This window comes from Flavobacterium bizetiae (genome assembly GCF_902804475.1).
GTDB classification, from domain to species: domain Bacteria; phylum Bacteroidota; class Bacteroidia; order Flavobacteriales; family Flavobacteriaceae; genus Flavobacterium; species Flavobacterium bizetiae.
The window spans coordinates 1-13,419 of the sequence record NZ_CADCSU010000168.1; the positions used below are offsets into that span (position 1 = coordinate 1).

Sequence of the window (13,419 nt, forward strand, 5' to 3'; positions counted from 1 at the left end):
CTTCATATTCTCATTTTATAATTTAGTATTAATATAAAGAGTTGCCATAAATAAAGGTTATATTCAAAAAAACATCTAATTAAAAGTTAAAATTATCGATTACGAAATCATCTAATCGTTCTATTTAAAAATTTGCAAATTATCTCAATCTCTATTTGATAAATTGTCTAATTAAATTTGTACTTTTGCCAAGTTTTTTACACAACTACATACAAACAACAACAGAATGAATCAAACAAAATATATTTTTGTTACAGGCGGTGTGACTTCTTCACTAGGAAAAGGGATTATCGCAGCATCTTTAGCAAAATTGTTACAAGGAAGAGGATATCGTACAACTATTCAAAAATTTGATCCGTATATCAATGTGGATCCGGGTACGTTGAATCCGTACGAGCACGGAGAATGTTATGTAACAGATGATGGTGCAGAAACAGATTTAGATTTAGGTCACTATGAGCGTTTTCTTAATGTTCCTACTTCTCAGGCCAATAACGTTACTACAGGAAGAGTTTATCTTTCGGTAATTGAAAAAGAAAGAAGAGGAGAATTTTTAGGAAAAACAGTTCAGGTTGTTCCTCATATTACAAACGAAATCAAAGACAGAATGCAATTGTTGGGTAAATCCGGCGATTATGATATTGTAATTACTGAAATTGGTGGAACCGTTGGTGATATTGAATCTCTACCTTATATAGAGTCTGTTCGTCAGTTGGTTTGGGAGTTGGGAGAAAATAACGGAATTGTTATTCATTTAACATTGGTTCCTTATTTAGCTGCTGCAGGCGAGTTAAAAACAAAACCTACACAGCACTCTGTAAAAACATTGATGGAAAGCGGTATCAAAGCTGATATCTTAGTTTGTAGAACAGAGCATGAACTTTCTGATGAATTGCGTAATAAATTAGCGTTGTTTTGCAACGTAAAAAGAGAAGCTGTAATTCAGTCTATTGATGCTTCAACAATATATGAAGTTCCAAATTTAATGCTTGAAGAAGGATTAGATGTTGTGGCTTTAAAGAAATTAGATTTACCTAAAAAAGCAGCTCCGGATTTAAAAAACTGGAATACTTTTTTACGCAGATTAAAAAATCCAAAACATACCGTAAATATTGGTTTGATTGGTAAATATGTAGAAATGCAGGATTGTTACAAATCTATTTTGGAGGCGTTTATTCATGCAGGAGCTTCAAACGAAACTAAAGTAAACGTAATTTCGATACATTCAGAACACATTAATATTGATAATGTTGCTGAAAAATTAGGACCTCTTGACGGAGTTTTAGTAGCGCCTGGTTTTGGAGAAAGAGGTATCGAAGGAAAAATCGAAGCAGTTCGTTATGCACGTGAAAATAATATTCCTTTCTTCGGAATTTGTTTAGGAATGCAAATGTCTGTTATCGAGTATTCAAGAAATATTTTAGGTTATGCTGATGCCAATTCTACAGAGATGAACGAGAAAACTCCTCATCCGGTAGTAAATTTAATGGAAGAGCAAAAAACAATTACAGATAAAGGTGGAACAATGCGTCTTGGAGCTTGGAAATGTGATATTAAACCAAATACTTTAGCGCACAAAATATACGGACAAACGACTATTTCAGAGCGTCACCGTCACCGTTATGAGTACAATAATAAATATGCTGATGAATTGCAAAAAGCTGGTTTAAAAGCTTCTGGGGTAAATCCTGATACAGGTTTGGTAGAAATCGTAGAGCTTGAGAATCACCCGTTTTTCATTGGTGTACAATACCACCCTGAATACAAAAGTACAGTGGCAAACCCACATCCAATTTTTGTAAACTTTGTGGCTGCTGCAGTAAATGCGCATAAAAAACAATAATTAATATTCTGAAAGGATGTAACTTTTGAGTCAAACTCATTACTAATAGTCTTTAACGAATAACCCTTTTTTAAATTATAATGGAAGAAAAAAAATTTGATCTTAATTCAATCATTGGTTTTGTATTGATATTTGGAATTTTGGTTTGGATTATGTACCAAAATCAACCTTCTGATAAAGAGATTGCTGCTGAAAAAGCCAAGAAAGAATTAGTTGCTAAACAAGAAGCACAAGCAAAAGCGGATAAAACTAAAACAGCTGTTTTACCAGTTGCTGCTACAACTCCTGGAGATACAGTTCAATTAGCGCAATTACAAAAAACATTAGGTGGTTTTGCTTATTCAGCTACACTTCCTTCTGCGAAAGAAGGTTTTACAACTATAGAAAATGATAAGATAAAACTAAAAATCGCTAATAAAGGTGGTTATATAGTTGAAGCTACCTTGAAAGAATTTAAGAGATTTGAGAAAAATTCCGGACAATTAGTAGAATTAATCAAAGACAATAATTCTAATTTAAACATTCAGTTACAAACAACAGATAACAGAACTTTAAACTCTAAAGATCTTTATTTTGAGCCAACACTAACTAAAAACGGTCAAGATCAAATCCTGACTATGCGTTTGAAAGCGGGTGCTAACGAATTTTTAGAATATAAATATGTATTAAAACCAAACGATTACTTAGTTGGTTTTGATGTTCGTTCTCAAGGGTTAAATAAAGTTTTAAATTCTGCTAAACCATTAGATTTACAATGGGATTTAAGAACTTTCAGAAATGAGAAAAGTATTTCTTATGAAAACCGTTATGCTGAAATTTATTATAATTATCAGGATGGTAAAGAAAGTTATGTAGGACAAGGTGCTCTTAAAGAGGAGAATCCTGAAAAAGTTGATTATGTTGCTTTCAAGCAACACTTTTTCGCTACAATTTTACAAACTAATACTTCTTTTGAAAAAGCACATTTAGTTTCTGAGAATTTAGTAAAAGACGAAAAAGTTGATACTATTTTTACAAAACAATTTAAAGCAACTGTTCCTTTAGCATTTACTAACGGAGAAGTTGATTATAAAATGAGTTGGTATTTTGGGCCAGCTGATTATAAAGTTTTAAAATCTTACGATAAAAATTTCGAAAAAATTATTCCATTAGGTTGGGGGATTTTCGGATGGATCAACAAATGGATTTTTATTCCTTTGTTCGGATTTTTAAGTTCAACAATTGGATTGTCATTAGGAATTGCGATTATCATCTTTACGATTATCATCAAAATTGCAATGTCGCCAATTACCTATAAGTCATTCTTGTCTCAGGCTAAAATGAAAGTTTTACGTCCGGAGATTACAGAGTTGGGAGAAAAATTCAAAAAAGACCCAATGAAGAAACAACAGGAAACGATGAAATTGTACAACAAAGCTGGGGTGAACCCAATGGCAGGATGTATTCCGGCGTTGATTCAGCTTCCGTTTATGTACGCGTCATTCCAGTTCTTTCCATCAGCTTTTGAGTTAAGACAAAAAGGTTTCCTTTGGGCAGACGATTTATCTTCATTTGATGCTGTTGTAAAACTACCATTCCACATTCCGTTATACGGAGATCATATTAGTTTGTTCCCAATTTTGGCAGCAATTGCGATTTTCTTCTATATGAAAATGACTTCTGGAGATCAGCAAATGGCAGCGCCTCAACAAGAAGGTATGCCGGATATGGCTAAAATGATGAAAATCATGATCTATGTTTCGCCATTAATGATGTTAATTTTCTTTAATAGTTATGGTGCAGGTTTGAGTTTATATAACTTTATTTCGAACTTAATTACAATCGGAATTATGTTTGTTATCAAAAACTACATTGTAGATACAGATAAAATTCACGCTCAGATTCAGGAGAATAAATTAAAAGAGCCTAAAAAACAAAGTAAGTTTCAGCAACGTCTTCAGGAAGTGATGGAGCAACAGGAAGCTGCTAAAAAACAGAATAAAAAATAATAACTTAGTTATAAAAAAAAATCTCGATTCGTCGGGATTTTTTTATATTTAAAATATACTTTATAAGAGTCATTTTCGTTAAAGATTAAAATTGAATTACAATGATTTATAAAAAAATAATAATCGGATTACTTTTTTTAAATGCAGTTCTGGTATCTGCACAGGATTTTAATAAAACAGATTCAAACGGAAAAAAAGATGGTATCTGGAAAGGAACTTACGAGGTTTCTAAACGTCCTCGTTACGAAGGAACTTTCGATCACGGAAAAGAAACAGGTGTATTTAAATTTTTTGATGATACGAAAAAAGGAGATGTTATTGCCACTCGTGATTTTACTGCTAATGACGGAAGTTCGTATACTATTTTTTATGATCAGAATAAAAACAAGGTAAGCGAAGGAAAAGAAATTGGTAAAGCCAGAGAAGGCGAATGGAAATATTATCATAAAGCTTCGAAAGTGGTAATGACGCTTGAAAATTATAAAAACGGAAAGTTAGAAGGTGTAAAAACGGTTTATTATCCGAATGCTAAAATAGCTGAAGAAATGAATTATGTAAATGGTTCTAAAGAAGGAATTTATAAAAAATACGGACAAAACGGAACATTGTTAGAGCAAACTACCTATAAAAATAATGAATATAACGGCGAAGCTATTTTTTATGACGCAGATGGAGTGGTAGCATCAAAAGGAAAATTTGTAAACGGGAAAAAAGCAAACATGTGGCAATTTTACTTAAAAGGTAAATTAACCAAAGAAGTAAATATGAGCGATCCTAAAAGCAGTTATCAGGTAGATTCGAAACCTAAAATGAATTAGATTTTTTTATTTATAAACTTATTTTTTAATTTAAATACTTAAGTTTATAGACTAAAATTAAAATCTATGAAACTTAAAACTTTACTATTATTTTTATTTATCTCAAGTGCTTATGCACAAAACCAATCAGAGGCTGAGAAACTTATAGGTGAAGGTGTCGAACTTCATGATAAAGGAGATTACAACGGGGCAATTGAGAAATATAGTAAAGCTTTAGAAGTAGATAAAGATAATTTGCTGGCCTTATCTGAGAAAGCGATGTCACTAAATTCAGCAGGTAAATATGTTGAATCAATAGACGTTTCTAAACACGCTATTTTAACCCATCCAAACGAAGATCTTAAGAATGTATATGTGAATTATGCTAATGCTTTAGATCATCTTAAAAAGACAGATGAAGCGCTAACTATATATCAGGAAGGAATTCAAAAATATCCAAATTATTATCAATTGCATTTTAACAAAGGAATTTGCTACACTAATAATAATAGATATGGTGAAGCTATTCTTTGTTTTCAAAAAGCTCTTCTTATTAATCCCAAACATGCAGGTTCTTTAAATGCTATTGGAATTCTGGAAATGGGAAGTCATAGAATTCCTGCTATTTTGGCTTTTTCAAGGTTTTTAATTGTAGAACCTCAAACAACGCGTTCTAAGAAAAATCTTGAAAACATAAAAAAATTATTGTCGCAGGGAATTCAACAAAATGGAGAAAAGTCTATTACGATAAATATTAATTCTAATATGTTATCTGATTCTAGTGATGTAAAGAAAGAAAATGATTTTTCGCAAGTAGATTTGATTTTATCGATGGCTTCAGGTTTAGATTTTGATAAAAAAAATGCTAAAAAAACAGAAGTTGAAAATTTTATCAGAAAATTTGAGGTGATCTGTTCTGCACTTCAGGAAACAAAAAATGGTAATTTTGGTTTTTATTGGGAAAACTTAGCACCTTATTTTATTGAAATGAAAAACAAAAAATTTATTGAAGCTTTCGCTTACATAGCTTATGTTGATTCAGATAGTGAAGATGTTGGAAAATGGCATAAAAAAAATCAATCTGAACTAGATAAGTTTTACAATTGGTCAAAAGATTATAATTGGAAAAATTAATAGATAATATATTTTAAATTTTAAAGTAGCTAGTAGCATGAATTCGTGGCAAACTATTTTCTAAATTTGATTTACTAATATTTTGATTCAATGGATTTAAACGAACTTATAGGAAGATTTTTATTATTGTTTTTCTCAATTCTGGTTTTGTATTTTTTCTCTAACAGAAAAGATAATGAAACCATAAATCCGCTGATGGTTATTGTTGGACTTTGTACTTTTTCGCTTTGTTATTTGTTTACCAAAATCGAAATAGGAGTTGGGATCGGATTTGGCTTATTTGCGATTTTCTCGATCTTAAGATTTAGAACACAATCATTTACCGTAAACGCCATTATTTTTCTTTTTGCCACGATTACACTTTCGATTTTAGATATCATGTATCCGTACGAAAAAATCGAAGTATTGCTATTTTTTCAATTAATTATTATCGGATTTTATATTGCGGCTTCTATTTTGGTTAGTAAAAAGATTTCTAAATATTTGAATGTAGTCGATGTGAAAATTCCGCTGGAAGGTGACTTTTCTTTAAACAATCAAAACATTCGAAAATCGATACAGCAAAAAATAAACGTAGATGATTTTGATTTTAAAATCGTTTTAATCAATACCGTTTCTAATGAGATTGATCTTTTAGTTTATTATTAATTTATTCATTAAAAGGCCGTACCTGTTTAATATATAAATCTCTGTTTTCTCCCACGATTTTAAATTCAATATCAACCGGGTGATATCGGTTTTTTCGCCAGTAGCGGTACATTTTTTCTTCGATTGTTTTGCTTACGTGAAAAAGCCTGCTCATTTCTTTTCGGCTCAATAACGGCTCGTTATTGTTTAAATTAGAGTTCGAAGTATAATCGACATCAAAATCAGTTTCGTCTAATCCGGAATTAAAATGATAAGCGACAAATTGCTCGCATACTTCTCCTTTTTCAGGTTTTACAACTGAATTTTCTCCTTTTTGAATATTCACAGTAATTCCGGAGAAGTTTTTTCTAAAGATATTTTTAGTAATTACAACACCATTTGCGAGTTCATCAGGAAATGAGCGATGAACTAAAACGCCCATAGCAATATTTTGCTGATCAATACCAAAAAGTTCCCGTTCGTTGTACGATGCTTCGTTCCAGACGCTGGCCCAAACTTGTTTAATGGCTTTTTCGAAAGTTTTGATACTGTCTCCCATAATTCCGGTTTTAGAATCGTATAATCCGGCGCCATTAAAATTATCTAAATCCTCGGCATTTGTAGAAGATCGAAATCTGAAGTTTTTAAACGTTGCATTTTTAAAAGCCAGATTTAGTTTTACAATTAATTGGGGATCAATGGTTTCTTTTTTAATAGCGTCGCGAATCTTTTTTAATTGATGATTGACCCAGACAGTCGAGTCTTTATGCGGATAATTTAAAAGTTCTGTAATTAAAGGAGAAATTGAAGCTTTTTGAATGTGTTTTGTGTAATAGTAAAACGGAATAGCATGCGCATTTTCAGGAGTTTTAAACGAAATTTGTTTTGAAATTGCGATCAGATAAGACATATTTTGCGCCTTAGCACCAATATAATTGATTCCGTTTTTAGATATTTTATTTAAGTCTACTAGTTCAGTGAAAGAATTATCAATGATTAGTTTTTTCTTTTTGGAAATTTCTTTCGGAATTATTTTTTTACCACTTTCTTTCAGGTAAAAAGTGTCGACTTTAATCTTTAATTCTACTTTTTTAGATAGTAATTTTTGAATGTTATTATCCTTTAAAACATTCGTATACGCCATTATAGGAATCTTTCTATTCTTGCCTAAAAGCACTAAATGGCTCAAAGGAGTTTGAAGTTCGTTTACAATAATTCCTCTTACATTGGGCAAAATATCGGGCGTTCCGTCTACAATGATAATTTCATCAGCATTTGGTTTTACCTTTTCCAGATCCTTTAGTTTATATTGTTTAAGAATACCAATAGCACTTCCGGAAACTACTTCCTGATATTTAATTTCATCAAAAATGTAATTTGATTTCACACACGGAATTTTAAATAGATTTTGCTGAAACCATTCCATTTGTTGGGGATTGTTCAAATAGAACTTTAAATTAGAACCAATAAAAGTCGATTTTACAATTAAATAATAAAAACGTTCAATTAAGGGAATAGGCATATGATCAGAAGCGGCCAATTCGAAAATCCATTTGTCAGTTCCTTTAATGTGATTGAGATTTCCCAATAAATAATTTCTGTCTTTTTCTGTATCGCTATAATTATTATTGTTAAAAATATCCAGATCCTGACTATAACCTAAATACCCCGAAACAAAATCGTAATGCAATAAAATCAGGCTACTGTTGAAGTAGTACATTTTTTGCTGTTTCAGGTCGTAAATGATTTTTACAGATTCGATATTCGAAAATTTATCAGATAAAGGCTTGCCCTTAAAAGCTTTATAGGCTTCATAATTTGCCAAAGAAGAGCTGTATCTTTGTGCGCTCAAAGAAGTTATGACAAAAAGAAAAATAAAACTGCAGATGTATTTTTGCATGGATTTTTTTTGGTTCTTAAAAGTAATTAAAAAAAGCAATAAGTTTTATCTACCGCGGCATTATATAAACTAATCAAAACTACCACAATTATCAAAAATAGGACTTATCTTTGCACCCTTGTAAAAATATAAACGATTTAGAATGAAACGTGTAGTTGTTGGACTTTCTGGTGGAGTAGATTCTAGTGTTGCTGCTTATTTATTGCAACAACAAGGATACGAAGTTATTGGGCTTTTTATGAAAAACTGGCACGATGACTCGGTTACTATATCTAATGAATGTCCTTGGTTAGAGGATAGTAATGATGCTTTATTAGTAGCTGAAAAACTTGGAATACCGTTTCAAACTGTCGATTTAAGCGAGGAATACAAAGAAAAAATCGTTGATTATATGTTCAACGAATACGAAAAAGGGAGAACTCCAAATCCTGACGTGCTTTGTAATCGCGAGATCAAATTTGATGTTTTTATGAAAATTGCTTTAAGTCTTGGTGCTGATTATGTAGCAACGGGACATTACTGTCAAAAAAGTGAAATCGAAGTAGACGGAAAACCTGTTTACCAATTGATTGCCGGTGAAGATAACAACAAAGATCAATCGTATTTTTTATGTCAGTTGTCGCAAGATCAATTGGCAAAATCATTATTTCCAATTGGAGCGTTAACCAAACCGGAAGTGCGTGAAATCGCTGCTGAAATGGATTTGGTAACTGCTGAAAAGAAAGATTCGCAAGGATTATGTTTTATTGGAAAAGTTCGTTTACCGGAATTTTTGCAACAAAAATTGCAGCCTAAAGACGGTAAAATTGTTCAAATAGATAAAAACGATCCGATTTATGCTATCGAAAAACCTGCTGGATTATCGTTGCAGGAAGAATTAAAATTAGAAGCTAAAAAACGTGACTATCTTCCAACAATGGGTAAAGTTGTTGGTAAACACCAAGGGGCGCATTATTTTACGGTAGGACAGCGAAAAGGATTGAACGTAGGCGGAACAACAGATCCGTTGTTTATTATTGCTACAGACGTTGAAACCAATACTATTTATACCGGTTTAACAAGTCAGCATCCTGGTTTGTTTAAAAAAGCATTGTTTATCGAAAAATCCGAAGTACACTGGATTCGTACTGATATGACTTTAAAAGTAGGTGAAACAATGGAAGTAATGGCGAGAATTCGTTACCGTCAGCCTTTACAAAAAGCAACTTTACACCAATTCGAAGACGGAATGTACGTTCAGTTTGATGAACCACAATCAGCAATTACTGAAGGTCAGTTCGCGGCCTGGTATTTCGATAATGAATTAGTTGGTTCGGGAGTAATTTCTTAGCTTTATACTTTTTTACAAAGGTTTTGCCTTTTAAAAAAGTAAACTATGAAGTGTTATTTTACGTTTCTTTTATTGGTGATTTCTTCTGTGATGTTTTCGCAGGAAGATGCATGGGTTTATTTTAAGGATAAGCCAAATGCACAGCATTTTTTTAATGCTCCGTTAGAAATGCTTTCGCAGCGTGCAATAGATCGAAGAACCAATCAAAATATTGCTTTAAATCTTACGGATATTCCTGTAGAAACCTCTTATATAAATCAGGTAAAATCTAGTACAGACATTACAGTAATGGCGCAATCTAAATGGTTGAATGCACTTCATATTCGGGGAACTCAAACTAATATTTTATCTCTAAAAACTTTACCATTTGTAGATAAGATCGTTTTTGCGAATAAAAGTTTGAATACAACTTCTAAAAAAGTTTCAGAAAATCAGGTTGCTCAATCAAAGGATAAACTCAAAACTACAATCGATTATAACTACGGATCTTCGGCAAATCAAATCAAAATGCTGAATGGTCAAGTGCTGCATCAGCAAAACTATACAGGTTCAGGAAAAATAATCGCGGTACTTGATGCAGGTTTTCCTGGTGTAAATACTGCTCAGCCTTTCAAAAAATTGATTGACAATAATCAAATATTAGGCGGTTATGATTTTGTGAATAGAAATGATAATTTCTACACAGGCGATGATCACGGCACAAAGGTACTGTCAACAATGGGTGGTTATAATGAAAATGCCTTAATTGGTACCGCTCCCGATGCATCTTATTATTTGTTTATTACGGAATATGATCCTACAGAAAATCCAGTAGAAGAGTCGTATTGGGTTGAAGCCGCCGAAAAAGCAGATGCTTTGGGAGTTGATATTATTACGACCTCTTTAGGATATTTTGAGTTTGATAATCCAAATTATACGCATACTTATAGCGATATGAATGGCTCGACGAATTTTATTTCGCGTGGTGCAGAAATTGCTTTTAGCAAAGGAATTGTTGTAGTGGCTTCGGCAGGAAATGAAGGAACTAAGGCAGAACCTCATATTGGCGGACCGGCAGATGCAGTTTCGGTAATTGCGGTTGGCGGCGTAACAGTTTCGAAAACAAAATCCAGTTTTAGTTCTATAGGACCAAGTTACGATGGCAGAATAAAACCTGATGTTATGGCATTAGGAACTTCTGCTGTAGTTTCAGATACTTCGGGAAATATTGGTACTACAAATGGTACTTCATTTTCATGCCCGATTATGGCCGGAATGATTGCTTGTTTATGGCAGGCTTTTCCGTCTAAAACCAATAAAGAAATTAGAGAAATGGTACTTCGGTCTTCAGATCGATATGCGAATCCGGATAATAATTATGGTTATGGGATTCCAAATTTCGGATCTACTTTAGGTGTAGAAGATCACAAAACATCACTTTCTGCTTTTTCTGTATATCCTAATCCGGCGCAAACTACAATTTCGTTTTTGTTTGAAAGTAGTACAGCTTCCGTTTCAGTTTATTCTGTTTTAGGGCAAAAAATAATCGAAAAACAAATTACAAATCAAAACCCGATTCTTTCTGTAGAAGCGCTAAAAAGCGGACTCTATTTTTATACTTTTGATGCGGATGGCGTACACAAAACAGGAAAGATAATCAAACAATAATTACATTTTTGAATGAATAAAATTACACAACTTTTTAATATAAAATATCCAATTATTCAAGGCGGAATGATCTGGAATAGTGGTTATAAATTAGCTTCGGCAGTAAGTAATGCCGGAGGTTTGGGCTTGATTGGAGCCGGATCTATGTATCCGGAAGTTTTAAGAGAGCACATTCAAAAATGCAAAAAAGCGACTGATAAACCTTTTGGTGTTAATATTCCGATGTTATATCCTAATATCGAAGAAATTATGAATATCGTGATCGAAGAAGGCGTGAAAATCGTTTTTACTTCGGCAGGAAACCCTAAAACATGGACTTCTTTTTTAAAGGAAAAAGGAATTACAGTTGTACACGTGGTGAGTAGTAGTGTTTTTGCTTTAAAAGCGCAGGAAGCCGGAGTTGATGCTATTGTTGCAGAAGGTTTTGAAGCAGGAGGACACAACGGTCGTGACGAAACGACAACATTAACGCTGATCCCGATGGTGAAAGAAAAAATTCAGATCCCGATTATTGCCGCTGGTGGAATTGCAACCGGACGCGGAATGCTTGCTACAATGATTCTGGGTGCAGATGGTGTTCAGGTTGGGAGTCGTTTTGCAGCATCGATAGAATCATCCTCGCACAATAATTTTAAAGAAACGATAGTTAAGATAAAAGAAGGTGATACACAATTGACATTGAAAGAATTAGCTCCGGTTCGTTTGATTAAAAATAAGTTTTATAATGATGTTCAGGATTTATATGAAAAATGCCCAACTAAAGAAGATTTAGTACAACTTCTAGGCAGAGCAAGAGCTAAAAAAGGAATGTTTGAAGGTGATCTTGAAGAAGGAGAACTTGAAATAGGACAAATTGCAGGATTAATTCACGAAATATTACCCGCAAAGCAAATTGTTGAAGAAATGATCACCGAATTCGAAATTGCTCGTCAGGAAAAGGCTAAATTTGAGTTTTAATTATCCGCATCAAATACAATATGAATTCTATCCGCACCTATATATTACTACTATTTTTAGGACTTTGTTTGCAACAAGCTTACAGCCAGACTTATCAATTTAAAACTTCAGGATTTAGTGTCTTAGAAAAAAATGAAAGAGGAAAATGGGGTGAGTGGTCGAATCTTGATTTGGTCAATCTATCAGTTGTTCTCGATACTAACAAACATAGAATTGTAGTCTATTCTCAGGAAATACAGCTTTTTAAGATTGTGGATTATATCGAACGCGAAGAAAATGATACTGATATTGTTTATTCTTTTATGTGTAAAGATAATGACGGTCGAGAATGTAAACTTTCTATTATTACCCGCAAAAAACAAGATTACCGTAAACAGCTTTATATAAACTATGATAATCATATTATTGTTTATAATATTTTTAGCGTTTAATAGTTGCTGTTATTTACTTAAATCATTTTATATTTTACAATTATGAAAAAAAACTACCTTTTTTATTTTTTCTTTTTAACTGGTTTATACAGTTGTTCGAATGATGATAGTTCAAACCCTACTACATCAGATAGTATTGAAAAATACCACTTTGATTATATGTTTCATAATACAAATGCTTTGGCAACAACTTCCAATGAATTAGTAAAACTTACATACGATAAAAATCAAAGAGTGGTAAAAAAAACAGGAAAGGTTTTATGGTACGGTTCTGATTCAAATATTATTGGCAAATTCAGTGATGAAATATTTGAGGATATAGATTATACAAAAAATGAAGCCAAAATTACCCTGAAAACTACTTCAAAAGAATTTCAATTATATGCTTATAACAGAACAATTGTTTTTGATAATCAGGAACGAATGGCTAAACGATATATTTATAGTGCCGGTGATGTTATAAAAAATGATACAATTGTATATTTTTATAATGATGCAAATCAAATCATTGCTACTAAAAAAGGAAATGATAAAATGCAAAATGAATCTGCTCAATATTATTATAACCCAGCAGGAAATTTAGATAGTATTGTAACTAAAATGTATGACAGAAAAAATTATAATTATAGAAATGTCGAAATTTTTAGTGGTTATGATAATGCGGTAAATCCATTAAAAAAGCTTGTTATTTTTGAAGATACTTATTTAAGGTCCTTGTCAAAAAATAATTTTGCTAAATATCAAAAAATTGGAAAAAATATAGAT

General features: G+C 32.3%; 11 protein-coding genes. 10 read left to right on the forward strand and 1 reads right to left on the reverse strand.

From position 1 onward, the window contains the following. The first annotated feature begins 226 nt into the window (after nucleotides 1-226). The 5 genes from FLACOL7796_RS21545 (at nucleotide 227) to FLACOL7796_RS21565 (ending at nucleotide 6,410) form a co-directional block, all read left to right on the forward strand. The gene (locus FLACOL7796_RS21545; protein WP_173972853.1) at nucleotides 227-1,843 is read left to right on the forward strand and encodes a CTP synthase; all 1,617 of its coding nucleotides are present in this window, start codon (nucleotides 227-229) and stop codon (nucleotides 1,841-1,843) included. 80 nt (nucleotides 1,844-1,923) lie between these two features. Then, nucleotides 1,924-3,831 (forward strand): membrane protein insertase YidC, encoded by a 1,908-nt coding sequence (gene yidC / locus FLACOL7796_RS21550; RefSeq protein WP_173972854.1) that lies wholly within the window; start codon nucleotides 1,924-1,926, stop codon nucleotides 3,829-3,831. Between the two features lie 101 nt (nucleotides 3,832-3,932). Beyond that, nucleotides 3,933-4,649, forward strand: coding sequence for a toxin-antitoxin system YwqK family antitoxin (locus FLACOL7796_RS21555; RefSeq protein WP_173972855.1), 717 nt, complete (start codon nucleotides 3,933-3,935; stop codon nucleotides 4,647-4,649). 66 nt (nucleotides 4,650-4,715) lie between these two features. Further along, nucleotides 4,716-5,762 (forward strand): tetratricopeptide repeat protein, encoded by a 1,047-nt coding sequence (locus tag FLACOL7796_RS21560; protein WP_173972856.1) that lies wholly within the window; start codon nucleotides 4,716-4,718, stop codon nucleotides 5,760-5,762. A 90-nt stretch (nucleotides 5,763-5,852) separates the two neighbouring features. Further along, complete coding sequence (locus FLACOL7796_RS21565; RefSeq protein WP_173972857.1) at nucleotides 5,853-6,410, forward strand: DUF4956 domain-containing protein; 558 nt, start codon at nucleotides 5,853-5,855, stop codon at nucleotides 6,408-6,410. 1 nt (nucleotide 6,411) lies between these two features. On the opposite strand, the gene FLACOL7796_RS21570 is transcribed toward FLACOL7796_RS21565, so the two are convergent. Further along, the gene (locus FLACOL7796_RS21570) at nucleotides 6,412-8,289 is read right to left on the reverse strand and encodes a PEP/pyruvate-binding domain-containing protein (protein ID WP_173972858.1); all 1,878 of its coding nucleotides are present in this window, start codon (nucleotides 8,287-8,289) and stop codon (nucleotides 6,412-6,414) included. Between the two features lie 142 nt (nucleotides 8,290-8,431). Here FLACOL7796_RS21570 and mnmA point away from each other — a divergent pair, with 142 nt between their 5' ends. The 5 genes from mnmA to FLACOL7796_RS21595 all read left to right on the forward strand — a co-directional run. After that, a complete protein-coding gene (gene mnmA / locus FLACOL7796_RS21575; protein WP_173972859.1) occupies nucleotides 8,432-9,619 on the forward strand; it encodes a tRNA 2-thiouridine(34) synthase MnmA in 1,188 nt (395 codons plus the stop codon). 45 nt (nucleotides 9,620-9,664) lie between these two features. Next, nucleotides 9,665-11,266 (forward strand): S8 family serine peptidase, encoded by a 1,602-nt coding sequence (locus tag FLACOL7796_RS21580; protein ID WP_173972860.1) that lies wholly within the window; start codon nucleotides 9,665-9,667, stop codon nucleotides 11,264-11,266. A 12-nt stretch (nucleotides 11,267-11,278) separates the two neighbouring features. Continuing rightward, entirely contained in the window at nucleotides 11,279-12,223 is a 945-nt protein-coding gene (locus FLACOL7796_RS21585) for an NAD(P)H-dependent flavin oxidoreductase (RefSeq protein ID WP_173972861.1), read from the forward strand. Nucleotides 12,224-12,243: 20 nt separating this feature from the next. Then, nucleotides 12,244-12,654: a hypothetical protein gene (locus FLACOL7796_RS21590; RefSeq protein WP_173972862.1), complete on the forward strand. Its 411-nt coding sequence runs from the start codon at nucleotides 12,244-12,246 to the stop codon at nucleotides 12,652-12,654. 42 nt (nucleotides 12,655-12,696) lie between these two features. Continuing rightward, nucleotides 12,697-13,419: hypothetical protein (locus tag FLACOL7796_RS21595; protein WP_173972863.1), on the forward strand; the 723-nt coding region annotated here is incomplete at its 3' end.